The sequence below is a fragment of the Marinobacter sp. genome, assembly GCF_040882185.1.
Classification (GTDB): Bacteria; Pseudomonadota; Gammaproteobacteria; order Pseudomonadales; family Oleiphilaceae; genus Marinobacter.
The window spans coordinates 1-25,254 of the sequence record NZ_JBBEBW010000032.1 but is presented as its reverse complement, the minus strand read 5'-3'; the positions used below and the strand labels follow the sequence as shown (position 1 = coordinate 25,254).

Annotated in this window: 20 protein-coding genes; 7 read left to right on the top strand and 13 right to left on the bottom strand. The window is 56.1% G+C overall.

Translation table 11 applies throughout. The annotated features are described in order from the left end of the window. Nucleotides 1-89 precede the first annotated feature (89 nt). Together WEB64_RS15170 and WEB64_RS15165 are read left to right on the top strand one after the other, a co-directional pair. Nucleotides 90-1,052 (top strand): D-2-hydroxyacid dehydrogenase, encoded by a 963-nt coding sequence (locus tag WEB64_RS15170; RefSeq protein WP_368060765.1) that lies wholly within the window; start codon nucleotides 90-92, stop codon nucleotides 1,050-1,052. Between the two features lie 111 nt (nucleotides 1,053-1,163). After that, the gene (locus WEB64_RS15165; protein WP_368060766.1) at nucleotides 1,164-2,477 is read left to right on the top strand and encodes a YihY/virulence factor BrkB family protein; all 1,314 of its coding nucleotides are present in this window, start codon (nucleotides 1,164-1,166) and stop codon (nucleotides 2,475-2,477) included. A 162-nt stretch (nucleotides 2,478-2,639) separates the two neighbouring features. Here WEB64_RS15165 and WEB64_RS15160 read toward each other — a convergent pair whose 3' ends face one another. The 12 genes from WEB64_RS15160 to WEB64_RS15105 all read right to left on the bottom strand — a co-directional run bounded on the left by WEB64_RS15160 (nucleotide 2,640) and on the right by WEB64_RS15105 (nucleotide 18,036). Continuing rightward, a complete protein-coding gene (locus tag WEB64_RS15160; RefSeq protein WP_368060767.1) occupies nucleotides 2,640-3,860 on the bottom strand; it encodes a DUF445 domain-containing protein in 1,221 nt (406 codons plus the stop codon). Between the two features lie 61 nt (nucleotides 3,861-3,921). Further along, entirely contained in the window at nucleotides 3,922-7,116 is a 3,195-nt protein-coding gene (locus WEB64_RS15155) for an efflux RND transporter permease subunit (RefSeq protein ID WP_368060768.1), read from the bottom strand. Further along, nucleotides 7,113-8,381, bottom strand: coding sequence for an efflux RND transporter periplasmic adaptor subunit (locus tag WEB64_RS15150; RefSeq protein WP_368060769.1), 1,269 nt, complete (start codon nucleotides 8,379-8,381; stop codon nucleotides 7,113-7,115). The genes WEB64_RS15155 and WEB64_RS15150 overlap by 4 nt, the downstream gene beginning before the upstream one ends. Nucleotides 8,382-8,415: 34 nt before the next feature. Then, complete coding sequence (locus WEB64_RS15145; RefSeq protein ID WP_368060770.1) at nucleotides 8,416-9,156, bottom strand: 16S rRNA (uracil(1498)-N(3))-methyltransferase; 741 nt, start codon at nucleotides 9,154-9,156, stop codon at nucleotides 8,416-8,418. A 3-nt stretch (nucleotides 9,157-9,159) separates the two neighbouring features. Further along, nucleotides 9,160-10,509, bottom strand: coding sequence for an adenosylmethionine--8-amino-7-oxononanoate transaminase (locus WEB64_RS15140; protein ID WP_368060771.1), 1,350 nt, complete (start codon nucleotides 10,507-10,509; stop codon nucleotides 9,160-9,162). A 334-nt stretch (nucleotides 10,510-10,843) separates the two neighbouring features. Further along, complete coding sequence (locus tag WEB64_RS15135) at nucleotides 10,844-11,590, bottom strand: amino acid ABC transporter ATP-binding protein (RefSeq protein ID WP_368060772.1); 747 nt, start codon at nucleotides 11,588-11,590, stop codon at nucleotides 10,844-10,846. Nucleotides 11,591-11,604: 14 nt separating this feature from the next. Next, nucleotides 11,605-12,270 (bottom strand): amino acid ABC transporter permease, encoded by a 666-nt coding sequence (locus WEB64_RS15130; RefSeq protein ID WP_368060773.1) that lies wholly within the window; start codon nucleotides 12,268-12,270, stop codon nucleotides 11,605-11,607. A 71-nt stretch (nucleotides 12,271-12,341) separates the two neighbouring features. Then, a complete protein-coding gene (locus WEB64_RS15125; RefSeq protein ID WP_368060774.1) occupies nucleotides 12,342-13,100 on the bottom strand; it encodes a transporter substrate-binding domain-containing protein in 759 nt (252 codons plus the stop codon). Nucleotides 13,101-13,323: 223 nt separating this feature from the next. After that, nucleotides 13,324-14,193, bottom strand: coding sequence for a methylenetetrahydrofolate reductase [NAD(P)H] (metF, locus tag WEB64_RS15120; RefSeq protein WP_368060775.1), 870 nt, complete (start codon nucleotides 14,191-14,193; stop codon nucleotides 13,324-13,326). Nucleotides 14,194-14,231: 38 nt separating this feature from the next. Then, a complete protein-coding gene (gene ahcY, locus WEB64_RS15115; protein WP_368060776.1) occupies nucleotides 14,232-15,626 on the bottom strand; it encodes an adenosylhomocysteinase in 1,395 nt (464 codons plus the stop codon). Nucleotides 15,627-15,723: 97 nt separating this feature from the next. Then, entirely contained in the window at nucleotides 15,724-16,914 is a 1,191-nt protein-coding gene (gene metK / locus WEB64_RS15110) for a methionine adenosyltransferase (RefSeq protein WP_368060777.1), read from the bottom strand. A gap of 126 nt (nucleotides 16,915-17,040) precedes the next feature. Continuing rightward, nucleotides 17,041-18,036: a metalloregulator ArsR/SmtB family transcription factor gene (locus WEB64_RS15105; RefSeq protein WP_368060778.1), complete on the bottom strand. Its 996-nt coding sequence runs from the start codon at nucleotides 18,034-18,036 to the stop codon at nucleotides 17,041-17,043. A 256-nt stretch (nucleotides 18,037-18,292) separates the two neighbouring features. On the opposite strand from WEB64_RS15105, the gene tkt reads away from it, so the two are divergent. The 5 genes from tkt (at nucleotide 18,293) to WEB64_RS15080 (ending at nucleotide 24,819) form a co-directional block, all read left to right on the top strand. Next, nucleotides 18,293-20,293 (top strand): transketolase, encoded by a 2,001-nt coding sequence (gene tkt, locus WEB64_RS15100; RefSeq protein WP_368060779.1) that lies wholly within the window; start codon nucleotides 18,293-18,295, stop codon nucleotides 20,291-20,293. Further along, complete coding sequence (gene gap, locus WEB64_RS15095; protein WP_368060780.1) at nucleotides 20,293-21,348, top strand: type I glyceraldehyde-3-phosphate dehydrogenase; 1,056 nt, start codon at nucleotides 20,293-20,295, stop codon at nucleotides 21,346-21,348. The genes tkt and gap overlap by 1 nt, the downstream gene beginning before the upstream one ends. Then, complete coding sequence (locus tag WEB64_RS15090) at nucleotides 21,348-22,511, top strand: phosphoglycerate kinase (protein WP_368060781.1); 1,164 nt, start codon at nucleotides 21,348-21,350, stop codon at nucleotides 22,509-22,511. The genes gap and WEB64_RS15090 overlap by 1 nt, the downstream gene beginning before the upstream one ends. A 75-nt stretch (nucleotides 22,512-22,586) precedes the next feature. Further along, nucleotides 22,587-23,651, top strand: a complete 1,065-nt coding sequence (fba, locus tag WEB64_RS15085) for a class II fructose-bisphosphate aldolase (protein WP_368065674.1) — start codon at nucleotides 22,587-22,589, stop codon at nucleotides 23,649-23,651. Between the two features lie 193 nt (nucleotides 23,652-23,844). After that, the gene (locus tag WEB64_RS15080; protein WP_368060782.1) at nucleotides 23,845-24,819 is read left to right on the top strand and encodes a DnaJ C-terminal domain-containing protein; all 975 of its coding nucleotides are present in this window, start codon (nucleotides 23,845-23,847) and stop codon (nucleotides 24,817-24,819) included. A 34-nt stretch (nucleotides 24,820-24,853) separates the two neighbouring features. Here the strand turns inward: WEB64_RS15080 and WEB64_RS15075 are convergent, their stop codons facing one another. Beyond that, nucleotides 24,854-25,024: a DUF6435 family protein gene (locus WEB64_RS15075; RefSeq protein WP_368060783.1), complete on the bottom strand. Its 171-nt coding sequence runs from the start codon at nucleotides 25,022-25,024 to the stop codon at nucleotides 24,854-24,856. Nucleotides 25,025-25,254 lie beyond the last annotated feature (230 nt).

The following is a 25,254-nucleotide window of genomic DNA, read 5'->3' as shown; positions in this document are numbered from 1 at the left end:
CGAGGCTCCTTGCAATGGAAGTTTTCCTCAGTCTAACTTAATCTTGAAGCTGCTAGATTAATTTGGCTTAAACAACAGAGGGATAATTAATGAAAGCTGTTTTCCTGGATGCCGCCACCCTTGGCATTGATATCGACCTCTCAGCCATCCGGGAGACTCTGGACGAGCTGGTGCTTCATGAGCGAACAACACCTGAACAGGTGCAGGAACGTATTGCAGGCTTTGATACCGTATTGGTGAACAAAGTGGTGCTGGGTGCTGAGCATTTTGAAGCCAATCCTCAGTTGAAACGTGTCGCCATTGTCGCAACCGGGACCAATAACGTTGATCTGGATGCTGCTAAAACAGCAGGCGTTAGAGTGGTGAACGTGATCCGTTACGGGCGCTCGACGGTGGCCCAGCACACCTTGGCGCTGATTCTGGCTTTGGCGACCCGGCTGGTAGACTACCATCGGGATGTCCAGGCCGGGCGTTGGGCCCAAAGTTCGCAGTTTTGCCTGATGAGTCACCCGATCATGGAACTTGAGGGTAAAACCTTGGGTATTGTGGGTTACGGGGATCTCGGGCAGGGTGTGGCTGAACGGGCCAAGGCATTCGGCATGAAGGTTTTGCTGGGCGCAAGGCCGGGGCAAGCTGCTGACTCTGTGGAAGGTATTCCGCGTATTCCGATGGCGCAGCTTCTGCCCCAGGTGGACGTGTTATCGCTGCATTGCCTGCTGACGCCGGAAACCCGCCACATGATCGGCGCACAAGAACTGGCGGCAATGAAACCTGATGCCCTGATAATCAATACCAGCCGAGGCGGCCTGGTGGACGAGCAGGCGCTGGCAGATGCTTTGCGGGCCGGAGTGATCGGGGGAGCAGGGTTTGATGTGCTGACGGAAGAGCCGCCCAAGAACCATAACCCGTTGCTGGCGAGTGATATCCCAAATCTCATCGTGACGCCCCATTCCGCCTGGGCCAGTCGTGAAGCGCGCCAGCGAATCGTCGAACTGACCGCCGAGAGCCTGCGGGGTATGCGCGATGGCACCCTGGACCGTTGGGTTGCTTGACCTGCCCCATGCTGACAGGGGTGGCATGGCAGCGTGATTCCGCAAGTTGCGGGGAAATACGCCATACTACTGCCATACGGTATTTTTTGACGATTTCTAACAGGACGTTTTGTGGCTTCCAACGATATTAGAGACCGGCTTCAGGCAGCTGAAAACTGGATTCTTGCCAACCCCAATCCGCCCCAGAAGTGGCCCTGGACCTGGCTACATACGACTGGGCGCACGGCTTATGCACTGGTGCGGGACATCATTAATGGCAATCTGACCCTGCACGCCATGAGTCTGGTTTACACCACACTGCTCAGCATTGTGCCTTTGCTGGCGCTGAGTTTTTCGGTGTTGAAAGCATTGGGTGTCCATCAGCGCATGGAGCCTTTCCTGTATCAGTTTTTTCAGCCCATGGGCCCTCAGGGCATTGAGATCGCAGAAAAGATACTGGGGTTTGTGGATAATATGAAGGTGGGAGTTCTGGGTTCTGTTGGCCTTGCCCTGCTGGTCTATACCGTGATCTCATTGGTCCAGAAGGTCGAGCGCTCCTTCAATATGATTTGGCGCGTGCCGGATGGTCGATCAGTCTCCCAGCGCTTCAGTAACTATCTCAGCGTTATCATGGTCGGGCCTTTGCTGATGGTATCGGCCATCGGCGCCAGCGCGACGATATTTTCGTCCGAGTTTGTGCAGGCGCTGATTGCCATCGAACCTCTGGGCTCCTTCGTTCTGATACTCAGTCGTTTTACCCCCTTCTTCCTGGTGGCCAGCGCATTCACTTTTGTTTATGTGTTCATGCCTAACACTCGGGTCAAACTCAGATATGCGTTTATCGGCGGCTTGATCGCGGGAGTGTCCTGGCAGGCCGGGGGAATGCTATTTGCGTCCTTTGTTGCGGGCTCTGCCAAGTACGCTGCCATTTACTCCAGTTTCGCCATTGGTATCATTCTTTTGATCTGGGTATACCTCAACTGGATGATTCTTTTGCTGGGCGCCAGCATCGTATTTTATCTTCAGAATCCAAGTTCCGTTGCCAAGCGTCACCGGGTGCGTTTCTCACCGGACCTACAGGAAAAAGTGGCCATGGTGATTATGTGGCTGGTATGCAAACCCTTCAGTGAGGGTAAGCCTGCGCCTCAGCAGGAAAAGCTCGAACGACAGTTGCGGGTGCCCGGAGAGGTGGCGAGGCGCATGAGCGATAAGCTGATACGGGGTGGGTTGATTTCACTGGCAGGACCAAACGGTGACCTGTTAGTGCCCGGCCGCTCGCTGGACCTTATAACGGTGGACCAGGTGATGTCGGTGGTGCGGGAAGACGAAGATAACATGGTTCGTCGTCTGCCAGATGTATTGCCGCCGGGTATTCTGGATCGGGGAGAACCGACCTCTAAAACCTTTGCAGAACTGCTACGTTCGCAGGACCCGGACAGGCACTAGTGTCCCGCCCTCAGCGGCTCAGTACGCCAACGAATTAGCCAGACGGGACACCTCTGGCTGTAAGTTACGTTGCGGTGCAAGCGTCCAGACTATCGTGTTCCAAACTTTCGTGTCTTGAGACATGTCATCAGGCAAAACTTTCTGTGCGAAACCTGAAGGCTTTTAATAGCCGAATATAAACAGCAGTTGCCCAACACCTGCGGTGAAGCCAAGGACCCCTCCCACGAGGATCAATTTAATTTCATCTTCCTGGAAGCAGGGCCGGAGAAGGTTCTGGAACTCCTCTGACGATAGCGCAATCATCCGTTCCACCATGATGCGCTCAACCGCTTCGGCGCGGTCTTTCAGGAATATCGGATTGGTGAAGGACGTTTGAGATATTGCTACGGCTTTTTCGCCCACCTGGTACTTCAGTGTGGCAAAGCCGGTGGGGCCGAATGCCACCTGAGTCAGGGCTTTGCCCATGCCAGCAGTTTCATCCACCAGCGGCTTGATATGTTTCTTGACCATGTTGCGGGCGCGTTCACCATTGGGTCCGTTGAGAATGGCATTGACGATGTTGCTTACTGTCAGAATCTCATGGGTGACGATATGGCAGAACGAATGCGCCACGTCATGCTGTCGTTTCAGAAAAAGCCCCTGGAGCCGGAATGGGCCGATTTTCTTTTCGTGAAGGGGCCTGAAGATCACGTTCAGGGCGATCCAGTTAGTGGCCCAACCCACCAATAAACCGAAAAAGGGCAGCACCCACCAACTCTGGTGGAAATACCAGACAGTCATCTGGATGAGGCCGAACAGGAAGCCAAAATAAAAACCGGAATTTACGATAAACCGAAATTCCACCTCGCCGCATTCAAGGAAGATTTTATTAAGCAACTTTTTGTCGGCGGCGAGCCGGTCAATCACCATTCCTTTGATATCCAGCAAATCTTCAATATTGTTTGATACATCCCCGACAAGGTTGTCAACCAGTCGGGGGGTAGACTTGCGGACGCGGTCATACACCATGCGGCGAGCAGTGGCAGGCAGGTTCTCCCAGAAGGTCGGGTATTCCTGCAACATCAGTTCGTCAACGTATTCCTCGGTGCGGGGTTCCACGGAATGAACGATATGGGCCGCCAGCACCTGAGGATCAATCTGGTCAAATATTTCATTGACGGTGCCAATTTTGGAGATCGTGGTATCGACACTGATGGCGGCCATCTTGCGTGCTTTTGAGGGAATAATGCCTTGCCAGCCCAGTAGCGGTGGCTTGCCAACGAATTCGAGCGGGTAAAAGGTCATCTTGATGGCCAGCCAATTGGTGAGCCAGCCAATCAGCGCTGCAATCACCGGTATGCTGAGGTACTGCCAGAACTCGATTTGGGTCAACAGCGCATTCATCCTGAAGCTCGTGGTTAGAGAAGCTGGCTAGTGTTTTCAGACTGTATCCTGGACTACAGACTCAGGGTTTGCTTTGGTCCGGATGATGTTCTGCGCCGTCAGGATTGTCAATCACCGCCCCGGAGGCAGAGCCTGTGCGAACATCAGAAAGCCAACGGGTGCTGTCTTCGATCAGCGACAGTAATACGGGTACTACCAGCAGGATCAGGAAGGTACCCACTGCCAGGCCGAACGCGATACTGGCGGCCATGGGAATGAGGAACTGGGCCTGCAATGAGGTTTCAAATAGCAGTGGCAGCAAACCACAGATCGTAGTCAACGACGTTAGTAACACGGCCCGTAAGCGCTGGCAGGTGGCCTCCACAAGAGCCAGCCTTGAGGCCATGCCCTCGGCACGGAGTTCTTTATAGAAAGTCACCAGGATTATCGAGTCGTTGATCACAATCCCCGACAGACCGAACATGCCGAATAGCGACAGAATAGTCAGATCAATACCCAGCATGAGGTGCCCCAGAATGGCACCGCAGAGACCGAACGGAATAGCGATCATAACGGCGATGGGCCAGGTGTATGCCCCGAACACCCAGGCCAGAATGATGTAAATCATGGCCAGTCCTATCAACGCACCCGCCAGCATATCGTCACCGGTTTCCCGCTGCTCTTCGGCTTTGCCCTTGAAGGTTGCCTGCACACCGTAGCGACTCAGAATGCCTGGCAGCACGTCCTGTTGCAGATCGCTGATGACCTGATTGGCGTTGCTAACGCCCGAGTCCACATCGCCAGTTACACTGACACCGAGTTGTCCGTCGGTATGGCGAAGCAGGGCCAGGCCGCGACGGGATTCCAGCCGGATGATGTTCTCCAATGGCGCGGTGTCACCGCTGGACGTCACGATCGGCAAGCTGGATAGAGTACGCTGCAGTTCCCGCTCGGCTTTCGGTAACATGATCCTCACTTCGACTTCATCGTGGGCATCATAGAATACCTGCAATAGCTGGCCGTCCAGTGCGGCCCGCATCTGCCGCCCTACATCGTCAATGGTCAGGCCCACCGATTGCGCCAGTGGGGTGAGTGTGAACACATACTGCTGCTTGCCCCAGGGCAGGTCATCAAGAATATCCGTCACGCCTTCGTAATTTCGCAAAGCAGCTTTGATGTCCTCCGCTGCCGCCTTCAGTGTGCCGGCCTCTGCACCGGTAACAAAAATGTCCAGGGGTTTGCCGGGCGGGCCGCCCTGAGGGCTGGTGATCGACAGTTGCTCAACGCCCGCCAGTTCTGGCAGCTGTTTGCGCCAGGCCTGAATGAATTCCGGATTGCGCACGTCGCGGGCATCCGGCGTTACCAGCTCCACGGAGACCATGGCGTACTGCTCACCCCGCTCAATATTGCTGCCGCCGTTAAACGACCCCTGATTGAGTTGCAGCAGGGCTACTTTGACCAGATCCTCGTTCTGCTTTAATTCGTTGTTTACCTGCCAGAGGGCATCTTCCATCAGACGGCCGTAAGCCTTGACATCGGAAGGCGGAGTGCCGGCGGCGAACTTGACGCTGGCGACCACCCGGGAGGTTTCCGGGGTCGGGAAGAAGGTGAATCGAACATGGCCGGTTGCGACCAGGGCCATGCTCAGTGCCAGGGCACAGGCGGTGCCGACCAGCACGGTGCCCCGGTGCTTCAGGCTCCATTCTGCCACCGGTCGGAATTGCCGGTCACGAAAGTAGGCAAACCCCGCTTCGAGTTTTTTGCGGGTGCGGCCGGGCTCCCGGTGGTGATTCTTGTGGAAGCTGGCCCGTAAATGGCCGGGCAGGATCAGGAAACTTTCAACCAGGGACGCGACGATCACGCAAATCACCACAAAAGGGATGTCCCGCAGGATCTGACCAATAATGCCACTCACCAGCATCAGCGGCAGGAAGGCGGCGATGGTCGTCAGAGATGAGCTCATTACCGGTACAAACATCCGGCGGGCACCCCCCTCCGCAGCCTCAAGGGAGCGCTCGCCCTTTTCGTAGTGGGTCATGGCATCCTCCGCCACCACGATGGCGTCATCCACGATGATGCCCAGTGCCATAATCAGTGCAAACAGACTGATCATGTTGATGCTGCCGCCGTTGAGCCACAGCACGGCGAGGGCACCCATGAATGAAATGGGAATGCCAGCGGCGACCCAGAATGCGATTCGGCCATTCAGGAAAATATACAGTATGCCCACCACCAGCAGCAGGCCGCTGATCCCGTTTTTCAGCAGCAGGTTGATGCGGTCCTCAATCAGCTCGTACTGCTCATCAAACGTGATCAACTGCAGGCCCCGGGGCAGGTCCGTCCGGGTATCATCGAGCCAGGCGGTCATGATATCAGCAGCTTTGAGCGCGTCAGAGGATTCGGTGCGTTGAAGCGCCATCAGCACAGCCGGTTGGCCCTGGTAGTATATCTCGACGCTGTTATCCTTCGGTCGCAGCTCCACGTCAGCGATGTCCCCAAGGGCCAGACGACGGCCATCCGATGTGGTGATGACAGGCATGCGGGCAAAGTCATCGGCGCTGCGGCCTTTTTCCAGGCTGCGTATTTCCCGCACCGACTCTTCCTCGCCCACGGTACCGGCCGGTATATCCTGGCTCTGGCGCACGATGCGCTGGCCCAGGGTCGGCAGATCCATGTTGAGGGCTGAAATCGTCTGGCTGCTTACCTCGATAGCAATTTCCCGCTCTGGCAGCCCAGTCAGCTCAACTTTGGCGATGCCCCGGTCCAACAGCTGTTTTTCAAACTGATATGTCAGTGATCGCAAGGCCTCCAGCCGCGCCGGGCCGGTCAGAATTACGGTGGCGACGGATTCGTTGCGGACGAACTTGCTGATTTCCGGGCGTTCGGCATCCGAGGGCAGGTTGCGCACCAGCGAGACAAATTCATTGACTTGGTCCAGGGCAATGCCCATGTCGGCTTCTTCCTCGTACTCGAGCACGATGCTGCTGAAGCCCCGGGACGAGGTAGATCGCATTTCTTTTACATCATCGAGATTTCGCAACTGCTGTTCCAGCGGCGTCGTGATCGAACGCGCCACGTCCTCCGCACTGGCGCCGGGCCAGACCACCCGAACGGTAATGAAGTCAGTGGCGAAGTTGGGGAAGAACTGGCGGTTCAGGTTGCTTAAGGAATAGACCCCGGCGAGGATCAGAATCAGCATTAACAGATTCGCCGCTACTCGATGCTGGGCAAAGCGGCCGATAATATCCTCGCGGTGGGGAATCGGGCCGAGTGTCATGTCTCGGGCTCCGCCTCAATAACGTCCACCTTGAGACCGTTGATGGCATTGGGCAACTGGGTCGCTAGAATCCGGTCACCGTCTTGCAACTGCCCCGACTGAACCAATAGACGCTGGCTGCCGTCTTCAAACCGGTCACCGACCAGCACAACCTGAACCGACGTTAACCGGTCCTCAACCACCTTGTAGACGGTGGATTCGTCATAAAGCGCGGACACCGGCAATGAGAAAGTGTTTTCCCGGGCATTGAGGTCGAGGAGCAAATCGAGTGTGCGGTTCAGTGCGGCAGGGGGCTGGCCACCCTGAAACCGGAACAGGCCATCCACTCCTCCGGCCCCGACATTGACCTGGCCACTAAGCCGTTCCAGGGCCAGGGTGTAGGTCTCGCCCGCCAGCGTCGTAATGGCCGTCATGGGCTGTCCCGACACCAGCGCCTGTTCTGCACTCGCCGTCCAACGCATGGGAAGCTGTGCTCTCACCTCGAGCTGATCGACAGCATAGAGGCTGACCAGGGACTCACCGGCCCGAACCCGTTCACCGGGGCTGACTTCGATACCGGTAACCACTCCGTCAAACGGCGCCATCACATCCGTGCGGCCCAGATCCAGCCGGGCTTGCTGCAATAATGCCTGGGCGCGTCCAAGTCGTGCGTCGAGAGATTGTATCCGGCTTTGGTGATTCGCTACCGCCAATTCCCGGCTGATCAGTGACAACTCGGCGCTCTGGAGTATTTGTCGGGCCTCATCCGTGCGGGATTGACTGGTGAGGTTGGAATCCGCCAGACGTTGCTCACGGTCAAGCCCGCGCCGGGCGATTTCGACCAGGGCCTTTTCCCGCTCCAGGAATTGTCGGTCCGCTCGTTGCTGATTCAGCTCGCTGGCGCGCTCGGCTCCCAGTTCGGCGACATCCGCCTGGCGTTGGGCAACGCTCAGTTCCACTTCCGACCGGTCAAGCTCAACCATCACATCGCCAGCGCGCACCGGTGAGCCTTCCAGCACGGGTATCGCTTTGACGTCCGCAGTAACGGCCGAGGTCAGGGTAGACTGAAACGGTGTTTCTACGCGACCCAGCAGCCTCAACTGCGGTGCTCGGGCCGCGGAATCGAGCGTGACTGTGCGGATGGGCCAGGTGCGCTCTTCGGCCTGGGATTCCGGTGGCGTCGGTTTCAGGAGGCCGAAAACCCAGATCACAACCGCGGTCGCCAGGATCGGCAACAACGGAATCAGGAAATGCCTGGCAGTGCGCTTAAAACCGGATGAAGCCACAGGTCCGTCTCTCGTCATATACATCGATCAAATATTACGCGCGGGGCTGAGCATCACCCCAGAGCCATTGGCAAACCGCGATTGCTGCGACCGGCGCGGTTTCCGTCCGCAAAACCCTCGGGCCCAGTGCGGCGGGCAGGAAACCAGCCGTCTCAGCAATACGAATCTCGTCATCTGTCAGCCCACCCTCGGGCCCAATCATCAAAGCCAGAAGTGTCGGTTTTTCCAGGCCCGTCAACGATTGGGCTGTGCGGTGGTGTAGCACAAGCCGGAGATCGCAGTCTGCGGTTTGCGCCAGCCAGTCCTCGATCGTACACACCGGGGCAACCTCGGGCACCATTGCCCGCCCGCATTGCTCGGCGGCGCTGACGGCAACTGATTGCCAATGTTTTATCCGCTTGTCTTCCCGGTCACCCTTGAGTTTTACTTCGCAGCGTTCACTGACCAGAGGGACGATACGGGCCACGCCCATTTCCACACTTTTCTGGATGGCGTAATCCATCCGGTCGCCCCGGGATAATACCTGCCCGAGAACAATGGCGAGGGGAGATTCTGTGTTATTGGTGCTAGCTTCTCCGATCTCCACCTGGACGGATTTCTTGCTTACCTCCACCAGCGTAGCGGGGTAATCAAAGCCATCACCATTAAACAGGCTGATGGTCTGGCCGACCTGCATCCGCAGTACCTTGCCAACATGTTGGGCGGCACTATCATCAAGATAGACCGTTGCGCCGGTCTGCAGCGGGTCAGCGGTATAAATTCTGGGAATGCGCATGGGTCAGTCCTTGATGGCGATCTCAATGCCTTCCGTTGCCACCTGAGCCAGATGACGAATCTGCTCCTCGGTGATCACATAGGGAGGCATAAAGTAAATCACATTTCCCAATGGTCGCAACAGGGCCTGACGGGTCAGCGAATGCCGGTAAACCTTCAGGCCACGTCGTTCCTGCCAGGGGAAGGGCGTTTTGCTGGCTTTGTCCTTGACCATCTCTATTGCAAGCGTCATCCCGCACTGACGTATGTCGCCTACGTTGGGGTGGTCCACCAGATGCGCGACTGACTGCCCCATGCAGGCGGACAATACACGATTGCTCTCAATCACCCGGTCATCCCGGAAGATATCCAGCGTTGCCAGCGCTACCGCGCAACCAATGGGGTTGCCGGTGTAGCTGTGGGAATGCAGGAAGGCCCGAAGGGTTTCATAGTCGTCATAAAAAGCCTGGTAAACATTGTCTGTCGTCAACACCACCGATAACGGCAGGTAACCCGCGGTCAGCCCTTTCGACAAACACATGAAATCCGGCGTAATACCCGCCTGCTCACAGGCAAACATAGTACCGGTGCGGCCGAAGCCCACGGCAATCTCATCGACAATCAGGTGCACGCCATAGCGGGTGCAGGCTTCCCGCAACCTGGTGTGGTAGATCGGGTGGTGCATGCGCATGGAGCCGGCGCACTGAATCAGCGGCTCGACAATCACGGCGCAAATCTCATCGTGCTGTTCCGCCAGGATCTTTTCCATGGCTTCAAACTGGCGCAGCGCATAGTCCTCTTCCGACTCTCCAGCCTCACGATTATAGGCATCCGGCGAGGGTGCCGTTATGACCTCCATCAATAATGGTTGATAGGTGTCCTTGTACAAGGCAACGTCGCCCAGTGCCAGGGCACCCAACGTCTCACCGTGATAGCTGTTGCTGAGGTTAACGAAATTCTTCTTGGCGGGTTTACCGTAGTTTTTCCAATAGTGATAGCTCATCTTCAAGGCAGCTTCGATGGCAGATGAGCCATTATCGGCATAGAAACACTTGCTCAACCCCTCCGGCGTAATCTCGATCAGACGTTCCGACAGGTTCACCACCGGCTCATGGCTGAAACCTGCCAGAATTACGTGTTCCAACTGCTCAATCTGATCCCGGATTGCGCCGTTGATCCGTGGGTTGGCGTGGCCAAACAGATTCACCCACCAGGAACTGACCGCGTCGATATAGCGGTTATTCTCAAAGTCCTCCAGCCAGACGCCTTCTCCGCGCTTGATAGGAATCAGCGGCAGGCTCTCGTGGTCCTTCATCTGGGTACACGGGTGCCAGACCGACTTCAGATCTCTGGCGACAATATCGGCGTTGCGCATGGGGCTTCTCCTGTCTGTTCACGGAATAGATGGGCATTTAACCGGGCCCTCATGATACGTGTGAGTGGCCGCCACGCGCCAGCCGTAAACCATTTTCTGTTTAAGGGTTAACATCGGTATAGGAAGCCGTTGGATCGCTCAGGTCAAACCGACTGTTTCACAGAGAGGGGTGTTCTGTTGGTGCCCGCATCAAGCCCGAAAGCCGGGGTCAGGCCATATCCTCCCAGACCTTCTGTTGCCATGGATGGCAACAGAGAGCCTACATGGAAGTATCCACGGCGTGTCTGGGAGGATATGGCCTGACTCTGGCGCATGCTCCATGCTTGAACGAAACCTAATGCTTCAAAACCCGAGATAAAAACGACTGGGTCCGCTCATTCTGAGGATTATCAAACACATCTTCTGGTTTGCCTTCCTCAACGATCTGCCCTTCATGGATATAGATGACGCGGTCAGCCACTTCCCGGGCAAAACCCATCTCGTGGGTAACCACCATCATCGTCATACCCTCTTTGGCCAGACCCCGCATCACATCGAGCACTTCCCCGATCATCTCCGGGTCGAGCGCCGAGGTGGGTTCATCGAACAGCATCAGCCGGGGTTCCATCGCCAACGCCCGGGCAATGGCCACTCGCTGCTGCTGACCGCCGGATAGCTGGCTGGGGTACTTGTCGGCCTGGCTACCAATGCCCACCCGATCAAGCAGGCGCATAGCGGTTTTCGCCGCAGCAGACTTATCCACCTCCTTTACCTTCATCGGCGCCAGCATAATATTTTTCTGCACCGTGAGATGGGGAAACAGGTTGAACTGCTGAAACACCATGCCGACCTCCTTGCGGATGGTCGCCAGGGCTTTCTGACTGCTGCCCTTGGGGGCCAACTTCTCGCTGTCCACCGTGAGCGCTCCGGATTCATATTCCTCAAGGCCGTTAACACAGCGAATCAGTGTCGACTTACCAGAGCCACTGGCCCCGATAATAACCACCACCTCGCCCGGTTTGACCGTCAGGTCAATGTCTTTCAATACATGAAGATCGCCGAAATATTTGTTAAGGCGCTGCATGGATACAATGTCAGTCATTGGAGTCGCCTTCCTCAGGTGGATGCCAGACCGCGCCGCTCCGCAAAGCGTAGCAACAGCGACAGCGATAGAGTGATGCACAGATACATGATGGCCACCACGAAATAGACCTCAAAAGCGGTAAAGGTATTGGCAATGTAAACCTGGCCCTGACGAACCAGCTCACCGACACCGATGACCGAAAACAACGAGGTGTCCTTGATACTGACAATCGCCTGATTGCCCAACGGTGGAATCATGCGGCGGAAGGCCTGGGGCCAGACAATCGACCAAAAGGTCTGCGGCCGTGACAGCCCCAGCGACAGGCCCGCTTCGGACTGGCCTTTATCAATAGACTGCACACCGCCTCGCACAACTTCGGAGATATAGGCGCCGGAGTTAAGGGCAATGGCCGCGATGCCAGCCGCAAGCGGATCAATCGGACCACCGATCAGATCCGGCAGGCCGTAGAAGATAAACAGCACCTGAACGAGAATGGGTGTGCCCCGGAAGATCTCAATGTAGATCGTCGCTGGCCATCGCAGGAACCATTTCTTGTTGATGCTGAGCAAACCGAAAAAGATGCCAAGAGCAAAGCCTATAGCCAGGCCGCCAAAGGAAATCAGAAGGGTATACGGAACGCCTTTGAGCAGATACGGAATCGAGTCGATTGCCGCCTGCCAGTCAAACTGAAACTCCACGGTGGGTTCTCCCTAGAGAAGTAGGAGGTGCGCCGGGAGGGCTCCCGGCGCACGGTCTTGGGCGGAGGCCGTTATTTGGCGTCAGGCATGGGCCCGAACCACTTCTCATAGATGGTCTCGTAGGTACCATCGTCCTTCATGGATGCGAGTGCTTCGTTAACTTCGTCAACCCACTCGCTGCCGTTCTTCAGTGCGATACCGTATTGCTGGCCTTCATAGAGTTCGCCAACGGTTTCAACCTGGCCTTCTCCTTTGGTACGGGCGAAATAGCCAACGTTCGGAGCGTCATAAAATACTGCGTCGACACTGCCCTGCATCAGCGCCATATACATGTCAGAGCTGCCCGGATAAGGCGTTACGCCATCATTGTTTTCAAGATTCTTTACCAGGTAGTCATAGCTGGTGCTGCCGATTTTGGTACCGATTTTCTTACCGTCCAGGTCTGCTACTTCAGAGATGCTGTCATCGCCTGAGCGCTTGAGAATGCGCAGGCCTGAATCGTAGTAGGGGTCGGAGAAATCAACGATTTCTTCGCGTTCGTCGGTGATGGTGATGCCAGCGATTGCGATGTCGACATTACCTGTTTGGAGTGCAGGAATGATGCCGTTGAAATCCATGGTATTGAGGTCGTATTCAAAACCCGCGCGCTTAGCCACTTCCGCGATGATTTCCATGTCAAAACCGATCATTTCACCGGTTTCCTGGTCCATCATCTCAAAAGGAACAAAGCTGGGGTCGGTTGCCACACGCAGGGGCTCAGCGCTCAGCGCGGTGGTGCTCACGGAGAGGGCGACAGCCGCGCCCAGGGTTTTCAGCCATGTCTTCGTCATGTTGTCTCCTTGATCTTCTGATTATTGAACCTCTGGATAGATGTTCGCGAGGTCCGGTGACTTTTTTGGGTAGCGTTTGGCTACAACCCAACAAGTTTAGACTATGGTCGGTATGAAGTGTGGAATCAAATTTCAAAGGTTGGAGCAAGGTCGTATTGACCGGGGGTCAGGCAATACCGGGGAACGGGCTCCCCGGCCAATGCGCATTGCTTGGTAACGGGCGCTAGAAAGCAATTTTATCCCGCTCACCCAGCCCAAGGTTTTTCCAGATACTGATGCTGGGCTCCACCTGGTTAAGGGTGTAGAAATGCAGGCCAGGTGCCCCGGCCTCCAGCAGTTTGCCGCACATCTCCGTCAGCATGTCCTCACCGAACTTGCGTATGCTTTCGCTGTCATCACCGTAAGCTTCAAGCTGCTTGCGAACCCAGCGGGGAATCTCCGCCCCGCACATGTCCGAGAACCGCACCAGATTGGAGTAATTGACGATCGGCATGATGCCCGGTACCACTGGAATGGTGACGTTCATTCTTTCCAGCCGGTCGATAAGGTAGAAATAGCTGTCAATGTTGAAGAAGTACTGGGTAATGGCGCTGTTGGCGCCAGCCTCGACCTTGCGGGCGAAGTTTTTCAGATCCTCCTCAGCATTGCGGGCCTGGGGATGAAACTCAGGGTAGGCCGCGACTTCTATATTGAATGCATCACCGGAATGGTCCCGGATAAACCCCACCAGCTCGTTGGCATACCGCAGTTCACCTGCCGATCCCATCCCGGAGGGCATATCCCCCCGCAGGGCGACAATGCGATTGATGCCGTTTTCCCGATACAGGTCGAGCAGCTCCGCAATACTTTCCTTGGTGGAACCAATGCAGGAAATATGCGGCGCCGTGGAAATGCCCTGTTTGTGCAGGTTGATCACGGTCTCCAGGGTGCGGTCACGGGTCGACCCGCCCGCCCCGAAAGTGACCGAGAAAAAGTCCGGGTTCACCCCGGCGAGCTGGTCCCGGACACCCTGGAGCTTTTCCTTACCCTTGTCAGTTTTGGGCGGGAAGAACTCAAAGCTGAACCGGCGTTTGAATTGCTTCTGGGATTGCATGTTATGGCTCTCAGTCAGTCAATCGATCAATCTATCTATCAATACTTGTAGCTGTCAGGTTTGAACGGACCTTCCACCGGCACACCGATGTACTTGGCCTGCTCCGGCGTCAGCCTGGTCATTACCCCGCCGAAGCCCTCGACCATTGCGCGGGCCACCTCTTCGTCCAGTTGCTTGGGCAGCACCTGAACATATACACCTTTGGCACGGGCATCTTCCGGCAGGTCAGCAAACTTGCGCTCGAACAGGTACATCTGGGCCAGTACCTGATTGGCGAAAGAACCGTCCATAATCCGTGACGGGTGGCCGGTGGCGTTGCCGAGATTCACCAGGCGACCTTCGGATAGTAGTATCAGGTGGTCATTGGTGGTCTTGTCGCGGTAAACCACATGCACCTGCGGCTTGACCTCGTCCCACTCCCAGTTTTTGCGCATGTAGGCGGTATCGATTTCATTGTCGAAGTGACCGATGTTGCACACCACAGCACCGCTCTTGAGCGCCTTGAGCATGTTGGAGTCGCATACATTCATGTTGCCGGTGGTGGTAACCAGCAGATCGATATTCTGCAACAGGGCCTTGTCGATGCCTGCTTCAGTGCCGGTGTTAACGCCATTGATATAGGGCGATACCACTTCAAAACCGTCCATGCAGGCCTGCATCGCGCAGATCGGGTCGGCCTCGGTCACTTTAACGATCATGCTTTCCTGGCGCAGTGACGCCGCAGAACCTTTGCCGACATCGCCGTAGCCGATGACCAACGCTTTCTTGCCCGCCATCAAATGATCGGTAGCGCGTTTGATCGCATCGTTGAGGCTGTGACGGCAACCGTACTTGTTGTCGTTCTTGGCTTTGGTGACCGCATCGTTGACGTTGATGGCCGGTACTTTAAGGGTGCCGTCCCGCAGCATCTCCTGCAGGCGATGCACGCCGGTGGTGGTCTCTTCGGTTACGCCGTGGCACTTGCTCAGGATCTCCGGGTGCTTTTCATGGAGCAGGGCGGTGAGATCGCCGCCGTCGTCCAGAATCATATTGGGTTCCCAGCCCGCCACGTCGGCACCCACTGTGCGTTCGAGGCACCAGTCGTATTCTTCGTCGGTTTCACCTTTCCAGGCGAATACCGGGATGCCGCTCTCGGCAATGGCAGCTGCTGCGTGGTCCTGGGTGGAGAAAATATTGCAGGACGACCAGCGCACGTTCGCGCCCAGTTCCACCAGGGTCTCGATCAGCACGGCGGTCTGGATGGTCATGTGAATGCAGCCCATCACATTGGCGCCTGCTAGTGGCCGCTCTGCCTTGTACTTGTTGCGCAACGCCATCAGGGCAGGCATCTCGCCTTCGGCGATGTTTATTTCCTTGCGCCCGTAATCTGCCTGGCTGATGTCGCGAACTTTGTAATCGGACGAACTGTTAAGTTTTTCTGCTGGCGTGCTCATGGTGTTCTCCTGTTAAGGCCTGGGCCGCGATGAAAATGGCGGCCCGGTACTATGAAAAAATGTTACGGAAAAAGGTGTAACGACTGACTCAGTACGATCAAACGCCTGCCGCGTCCTTAAGGACGGCGACTTTATCGGTTTTTTCCCAAGGGAACGCGGTGAAGGTGTCGCCTTTCACCGTCATTTCAAAAGGCTCGCGGCCGAAGTGACCATAAGCGGCGGTTGCCCGGTACATCGGGTGCAGCAGGTCCAGCATGCGGGTGATGGCGTAGGGCCGCAGGTCGAAGTGCTCACGAACCAGTTTGATGATCTGGTTATCGCTGATTTTGCCAGTGCCAAACGTGTTGATGGAGATCGACGTAGGTTGGGCAACACCGATGGCGTAGGACACCTGAATTTCGCAGCGCTCAGCCAGGCCAGCCGCCACCAGGTTCTTCGCCACGTATCGACCGGCGTAGGCTGCGGAACGATCCACTTTCGAGGGGTCTTTACCTGAGAAAGCACCACCACCGTGACGAGCCATGCCGCCATAGGTATCAACGATGATCTTTCGGCCCGTGAGACCGCAGTCACCGACTGGGCCGCCGATCACAAACTTGCCGGTCGGGTTAATATGGAACTGGGTGTTGTTGTCGAGCAACTCAGCAGGCAGCACGTGTTTGACCACCAGCTCCATGATGGCTTCCCGCAGGTCTGACTGGCTGACATCTTCATCGTGCTGGGTCGATAGCACCACCGCATCGATACCGGTCACACGGCCATTCTCATAGCGGCAGGTCACCTGGCTCTTGGCGTCGGGGCGCAACCAGGGCAGCAATCCACTCTTGCGGGCCTCGGCCTGGCGCTCCACCAGGCGATGGGCGTAACAGATAGGTGCTGGCATCAGTACGTCAGTCTCGTTGCTTGCATAGCCAAACATCAGACCCTGATCGCCCGCGCCCTGATCTTCCGGCTTCTGGCGGTCAACACCCTGGGCGATATCAACTGATTGCTTGCCAATTATGTTAATAACACCACAGGTGTCACCATCAAAGCCGACTTTGGAAGAGGTGTAGCCCACATCTTTGATTACAGAGCGCACCAGATCTTCCAGGTCGACCCAGGCTGATGTGGTGACTTCACCACCGACAATTGCGACGCCGGTTTTTACCATGGTTTCACAGGCGACCCGGGCATTGGGGTCTTCGGTCAGGATGGTGTCCAGCACGGCGTCCGAGATCTGGTCGGCCAGTTTGTCAGGATGGCCCTCTGAGACCGATTCGGAAGTAAATACGCTGTAATCAGACATGGGGTATAGCTCCTTTTGAGCACTTGAACATAGGTTCTGCTGTTAAGTGGCCCGGTCTTCGACGTGGGCGGTTTCAACTGTAACTTCGTGTATCAAAATGTTTTGATATTGTTTCTCGGCGAGGGATTAACCACCTCCCGAAGACTTCCAGAATTCCCGAACCTGCACCTGAAAACCGTTGCGCAGGCCGATGAACAGGGATTCTCCAATCGTAAGTCCGGCTTCTGTGGCCCAGGCCGTAAGCTCTTCCGGCTCAAAGCCGAGCCACAGGTCACCGCAGTTTTCTGTCGCCCACTCCTGGTCGTGGCTGCAGAGGTCGCTGATCACCAGGCAGCCGCCGCCGTTCATCAGCGCCGCTGCATCCAGCAGAATGTCCGCCGGGCTTGGTACGTGGTGTAGCACCATATTGGCCACCACCAGGTCAAAAGCGTCCCCGCGGTCGAGCAGGGTGTCAGTGACACCTTCGATCAAATCAATGTTGTTGAGCTTTTCGTCAATGCAGGTACGGGTTGCCTTCGCCAACATGTCCCGGGAATTATCCAGCCCCACCACATGGGAACAGAGCGCCGCCAGTACCGGCAGAAAGGCGCCTTCACCGGGGCCTATCTCGAGGGCGGTTTTCCACTTCCGCTTTTTTGCCCGCTGTCGCAACAGGTTCGCCACCGGCCCGGCGTAGAGCTCAAATGCTGCAATTAGCTCTTGCTGTTCCCGGAACTGCTCCGCGTGCCGGGAAAAAAAAGCCTGGGACTGGTCAGCCCGCTGGTTGCGAATGGCATCGATTCTTTGCTGAAGATGAGCTGGCAGAGGCAGCTGATCCACCATCTCGAATATCTGCCGGATGGTCTGATCAGCCAACTTATCTCTTTCCAGGTTCAGGGGACGGCGATAGAAAATGGCGTTGCCTTCACGCTGGGGCTCCAGCAGACCCGCTTTACTCATCACTTTCAGATGATGGCTCATACCTGACTGGCGCATATCAAACAGCTGGCTTAATTCCAGCACACCAAAGGTGTCACGACGCAAAACCCTTAGGATCTCAAGGCGCAAGGGGTCCCCGCTCGCCTTGTAGATCGGTGCCAGGGTGTCCACTGATAGCGGGACAGCAGGGGTTTTGGTGGCCATTTGATTCATAGGCTGAAGTGTAGAGTGGGTTTTCTGTGTGATCAATAGCAATATCAAAAATAATTGATATAGTTTTCGCTATATGTTTTTGCCTCGTGTTTTTCGTGAGTCTCGGCAATCCACAGGGTACTTCCTATCACTCTCTATCACTCTGATTTGCTCCGGCGGTCACTAATCGGCGAAAATACGCGCCTTAAATTTGAACAGTGCCCATTCGGCACTTCAATCCGTGTAGTTGTCAGTGGAGAACTCTTTGATGCCATCTCGTAAAGAACTTGCCAACGCTATTCGCGCGCTCAGCATGGATGCGGTACAGAAGGCGAAATCCGGGCACCCCGGTGCCCCGATGGGGATGGCGGATATCGCCGAGGTTCTTTGGAACGATTACCTGAGCCACAACCCTGCCAACCCGAACTGGGCCAACCGTGATCGTTTCGTACTGTCCAATGGCCATGGCTCAATGCTGCAATATTCTCTGCTGCACCTGACCGGGTACGATCTCTCCATTGACGACCTGAAAAACTTCCGTCAACTGCATTCCCGCACTCCGGGTCACCCGGAATACGGTTATACGCCAGGGGTTCAGACCACTACCGGCCCGCTTGGTCAGGGCATTGCCAATGCGGTGGGTTTTGCGGTTGCGGAGAAAGGCCTCGCAGCCCAGTTTAACCGTCCGGGGCACGAAGTCGTTGACCATTATACTTACGCTTTCCTTGGCGATGGCTGCCTGATGGAAGGGATTTCACACGAAGTCTGTTCGCTGGCAGGCACTCTGGGTCTTGGCAAGCTGATCTTCTTCTATGACGACAACGGCATCTCCATCGATGGCGAAGTGGAAGGCTGGTTCACGGATGATACTCCGAAGCGTTTCGAATCCTACGGCTGGCAGGTTATCCCGGCGGTCGATGGCCATGACGCCGACGCCGTTCGTGCTGCCATAGAGGCGGCCCGGGCAAACACGACCCAGCCCACCATGATCTGTTGCAAGACCATCATCGGTTTTGGCGCACCCAATAAACAGGGGACAGAAAGCTGTCACGGCGCTCCGTTGGGCGAGGACGAAATTGTAGCAGCCCGAGAGAACCTGGGCTGGAAGCACGGTGCTTTTGAGATTCCCAGTGAGATCTATGCCAAGTGGGATGCCAAAGAGAAGGGCGCCTACGCCCAGTCCGCTTGGGAAAAACAGTTTGCCGCCTATGAGAAGGCTGAGCCCGAACTCGCGGCTGAATTCAAACGCCGCATGGCGGGTGACCTGCCTGCCGATTTTGCTGGCAAGGCCGGTGCTTACATCCGGGAATGCCAGGCCAAAGGTGAAACCATTGCCAGTCGCAAGGCCTCTCAGAACACGCTGAACGCCTACGGCCCTTTGTTGCCGGAACTGTTGGGTGGTTCTGCCGATCTGGCCGGTTCCAACCTGACCATCTGGAGTGACAGCAAGGGTGTTTCGAAAAACGACGCTGGCGGCAACTATATTTATTACGGTGTGCGCGAGTTTGGCATGGCCGCCATCATGAATGGCATCGCCCTGCACGGTGGTTTTGTGCCTTACGGCGCTACCTTCCTGATATTCATGGAGTACTGCCGTAATGCTGTGCGCATGGCGGCACTGATGAAGCAGCGGACGATCATGGTCTTCACCCATGATTCAATTGGTCTGGGCGAAGACGGCCCCACCCACCAGCCGATTGAGCAACTGGCTAGCCTGCGCACCACACCGAACATGAGCGTGTGGCGTCCGGCCGATGCAGTCGAATCTGCGGTGGCCTGGAAAGCGGCGCTGGAGCGCAAGAACGGACCGTCTGCGCTGGTCTTCTCTCGGCAGGCATTGCCGCACCAGGAGCGTGACGATGAGCAGTTGTCCGACGTCGCCAAAGGCGGCTATATCCTGTCTGACAGCAAAGGCACCCCGGATCTTATTTTCATTGCGACCGGCTCTGAAGTGGGCCTGGCCCAGGATGCTGCGACTGCGTTGCGAGAACAGGGCAGCAAGGTGCGCGTAGTTTCCATGCCGTCTACGGACGTTTTCGATACCCAGAGCGCCAAGTACAAGCAGCACGTGCTACCGCTGGATGTGACCAACCGCGTTGCCATCGAAGCGGCCATTGAAGACTACTGGTACAAATATGTAGGCCTGGACGGCCGTGTGGTTGGCATGAGCACGTTCGGCGAATCGGCGCCTGCCGGTGAGCTGTTCAAGGAATTCGGGTTCACGGTTGATAACGTGGTGTCGGTTGCACAGGAACTGCTGGACGCCTGATGACCGCTCACGGGACACCCTATCGGGTTGCTATCAACGGTTACGGGCGTATTGGCCAATGTGTATTGCGGGCGCTGTATGAAAACGGCTTTCGCGAGCACCTGCAGGTGGTGGCCATCAATGAGTTGTCGGATATAGCCACCATTGCGCACCTTACCCGCTATGATTCTACCCATGGCCGGTTTCAGGGTGATGTACAGGTAGATGACGAAACCCTGGTGATCAACGGTGACCGCATTGAGGTGGTCAGTCAGTCTGATCCGTCTCATCTACCCTGGGGCCTGCTGGGGATCGACCTGGTGCTGGAATGCTCGGGCGCGTTTTCAGAGCGTGCGATGGCAGAGGTACACCTCGGAGCTGGCGCCAGGCGTCTGCTGTTTTCACAACCGGCGGAGCCAGATGTTGACCGCACGGTGGTGTACGGCATAAATGAAGGCGACCTGCTCCATACGGACAAAATTGTTTCGAGTGCATCCTGTACCACTAACTGTATTGTCCCGGTCATCAAGGTGCTGGACGAAGCTTTTGGCGTGGAACACGGCACGACTACCACTATCCACGCCGCAATGAACGACCAGCCGGTCATCGACGCATACCATCATCAGGACCTGAGACGTACCCGCAGCGCCCTGCATAACATTGTGCCGGTAGACACCGGGCTTGCGAAAGGCATCGAGCGTTTGCTTCCGGAAATGCAGGGGCGTTTCAGTTCTGTCGCCATGCGGGTACCCACCATGAACGTGTCGGCGATCGACATGACCGTCAATGTCCGCCAGGCAACCACGGTGGCAGAGGTCAACGCACTGCTGCGTAGAACGGCAGCGTCCGGTCCGCTTCAGGGTATCCTGGGTTACACCGATGAATTGCTGGCCAGTTCTGATTTCAACCATGATCCGCGCTCGGGCATCGTTGATGGCGGCCAGACCCGGGTTACCGGCGAACACATGGTCAAGGTGCTGTGCTGGTTTGATAATGAGTGGGGCTTTGCCAACCGGATGCTGGATGTCAGCCGCAGTATCGCAATCCTCAACATCTTAGAAGGAAGGAAAGCCTAATGACGATCAAGAAAATGACTGAGCTGGATCTTGCCGGTAAGCGTGTTTTGATTCGGGAAGACCTGAACGTGCCCGTCAAGGATGGCAAGGTGACCAGTGATGCCCGAATCCGCGCATGCCTGGAAACGATCAAATCGGCCCGGGATGCGGGGGCGAAAGTCATGTTGATGTCTCACCTGGGTCGCCCGGAAGAGGGCGTTTACGACAAAGCCGCTTCGTTGCAGCCGGTGGCAGAGCATTTAACAGAGCTGCTTGGCCAGACAGTGCGGTTGGTCAAAGACTATCTTGACGGCGTGGACCAACTGGCTGACGGCGAAGTTGTCCTGTTCGAAAATGTCCGTTTCAACAAGGGCGAGAAGAAAGACGATGAAACCCTGGCAAAACAATACGCTGAGCTTTGTGATGTCTTCGTAATGGACGCTTTTGGCACCGCCCATCGCGCCCAGGCATCTACCCACGGAGTCGCGAAGTTTGCGCCACAAGCCTGCGCGGGACCGTTGCTGGCTCGTGAGTTGGACGCCCTGGGCAAAGCGCTGGATAACCCCGCCAAGCCCGTGGTGGCTATTGTCGGTGGCTCCAAGGTTTCCACCAAACTGGACGTTCTGACGGCACTCTCAGGCATCTGTGATCAACTGATTGTGGGTGGTGGCATTGCAAACACCTTCCTTGCCGCCGCCGGTCATCCGGTCGGAAAGTCCCTGTGTGAGCACGATCTGCTGGACACCGCCCGGGAGATTGCCGCCAAGGTCGATATTCCATTGCCGGTCGACGTGGTGGTGGCCAAGGAGTTTTCGGAGAAGGCAAAAGCGACAACCAAGAACATCAGCGATGTGGCCGAGGACGATATGATTCTGGATGTCGGCCCCCAGACTGCCGGCGAATTTGCGCAATTACTGAAGTCTGCCAGAACCATCCTCTGGAACGGTCCCGTTGGCGTGTTTGAATATGAGCAGTTTGGGAATGGCACCCGCGCCCTGGCCGACGCCATCGCTCAAAGTCCGGCATTCTCTTTGGCGGGCGGTGGTGATACCGTTGCGGCCGTCGATAAATACGGAATCAGCGACAAGATCTCCTATATTTCAACGGGAGGCGGAGCCTTCCTTGAGTTTGTGGAGGGTAAAACCCTGCCAGCAGTCGCAATCCTGGAACAACGCGGCGCCTGATGTGTCGCTTTACGGGCGGAGCTTTCGTCCCGCCTGATTACAGTATGCTTACTGAATAACTGAGGAGATTTCCCCATGGCCCTGATATCCATGCGCCAATTGCTGGATCACGCCGCTGAGTACGGGTATGGCGTGCCCGCGTTTAACGTCAATAACCTTGAGCAAATGCGCGCTATTATGGAGGCTGCCGACAAAACGGACTCTCCTGTGATTGTTCAGGCATCTGCCGGCGCCCGCAAATATGCGGGCGCGCCTTTCCTGCGGCACCTGGTAATGGCCGCTATTGAGGAGTTTCCTCATATTCCGGTGGTTATGCATCAGGACCACGGCACCAGCCCCGCTATCTGTCAGCGCTCCATTCAGCTGGGTTTCAGCTCGGTTATGATGGACGGGTCCCTGGGCGAAGATGGCAAAACCCCAACGGACTACGAGTACAACGTCGACGTTACCCGTCGGACAGTCGACATGGCCCATGCCTGTGGCGTCTCTGTTGAAGGTGAACTGGGCTGCCTGGGCTCTCTGGAAACGGGGCAGGCGGGTGAAGAAGACGGAGTGGGTGCCGAAGGCATTCTGGACCACAGTCAGATGCTGACCGATCCGGAAGAAGCAGCGGACTTCGTCAATAAAACTCACGTGGACGCGTTGGCTATTGCCATTGGCACCAGCCACGGAGCCTATAAGTTCACCCGACCACCGACCGGAGACATCCTGGCGATCGACCAGATCAAAGCGATCCACAAGCGAATCCCGGACACCCACCTGGTCATGCACGGCTCAAGCTCGGTGCCTCAGGAGTGGCTCAGGATCATCAACGAATTCGGTGGTGAGATCCCGGAAACCTATGGTGTGCCTGTAGAGGAGATCGTAGAAGGAATCAAGCACGGTGTCCGCAAGGTCAATATTGATACCGACCTTCGTCTGGCAAGCACGGGTTCGATTCGCAGGTTCCTCGGCAACAACCCGGCGGAATTTGATCCCCGAAAATACCTCAAGGAATCAATGAAAGCGATGACGGAAGTCTGTCTGGCGCGCTATGAAGCCTTTGGCACCGCTGGCAATGCCAGCAAGATAAAAGTGATCAACCTTGAGGACATGTTCGGCCGTTACGAGCGCGGCGAGCTGAACCCGAAAGTCAACTGATACCGCTGTCCTGAAACCTCATGATGTCTGCGACGGCCCGGCTAATCCCGGGCCGTCGTTCATTTTCGGATCCTGATCAAATACCCTGCCCGCTCTCCCTTGTATTCTCAAGCATCGCATCAATTATAAGAGTACCGAATAAAGGCGCTCAAAGCCGCGCCAGGCTTGAGTTTTAAGCGGATGCGAGGGAACAATGGATTTCAAAGACTATTACGCTGCTCTCGGGGTGAGCGAGACTGCGCCGCCTGAGGAAATCAAGAAATCCTATCGCAAACTTGCGCGGAAATACCATCCGGATATCAGCAAAGAAGCCGACGCTGAAGCCAAGTTCAAGGATGTGGGCGAAGCCTACGAAGTATTGAAAGACCCGGAAAAACGCGCAGAGTACGACCAGCTTCGGAAATACGGCGCCCGCTCCGATGGGTCCTTTGAACCACCCCCGGGTTGGCAGAGCGCCTCAAATTTTGGCGGTGGTGGCTATACCGACCCCGGGCAGTTCAGTGATTTTTTCGAATCCATATTCGGAGGTGCGGGGCGTGGTAACCGCCAGCCTGGTGGCCAAGGTTTCCGACGTCATGTCAGGATGCGGGGGGAAGATGTTCACGCCCGGCTGGCGCTGTTCCTTGAGGAAGCCTACAACGGATGCGAGAAGCAGGTGCAGTTCAACGTAACAGAAGCCGATGCCCAGGGCCGTGTCGTGGGGCGTCGCAAAACGCTGAATGTGAAAATTCCGGCGGGTATGGCCAGCGGCCAGCATGTCCGGCTTAAAGGGCAGGGCTCGCCGGGAATCGGGGGAGGCAGTCCCGGGGATCTGTTTATCGAAGTGGAACTCGCGCCTCATCCATTGTTCACGGTGAATGGCCGTGATCTTACAATGACGCTGCCTATCACCGCTCCCGAGGCAGCCCTCGGGGCTTCCATCAAGGTGCCTACGCTGGGTTCAGCGGTCAATCTGAAGGTTCCAAAAGGCGCCACCAGCGGCCAGAAGCTCCGGCTCAAGGGTAAGGGTTTACAAGGTAAGCATCTCGGCGATCAGATAGTCATACTACAGGTCGCCTTGCCGAAGCATCACAGTGAGAAAGCTGAGGCCCTGTATCAGCAGTTGGCTAAGGAAGAACTGTCGTTCAACCCCCGCAGCCACTTGCTGGCGCAACTGACTCCGGATTAGATGCTTCCGGATGCTGCCAACCTGTCCAGTCTTGTTATTTCTTGTCCATTTCCTGCAGTTTGGCGTACATCGCTTCAGCTTCTTCCATCAGGGTGGAGTAAGTTCTGAGGTCCCCGTTTCTCTGATAGTGCAACGCTTCCGTTAGCTTCTTTTCGTACTCTTTCTGCAGTTTTTTGCGCGGATCACCTTTCAAGAATCCCAACATTTCTGTGTCCCCGTTTTATGAGTTTGTTCAGAACCTTACGCTACTTCGAACGGAAAGTTCATAAAACTTTCACAGCCCCGTGCTGGACATCGACATAATTTGGGCTTAAATTCCCATTTATTAATTGGGAAAATAATCCCAATTAATAAGCAATATGTGCAACCTGAATAATGATGATGGCGCCGACTGACCTATTTCCTCTTTGGGCCGGGGCGGCTCTTCGGCTACAC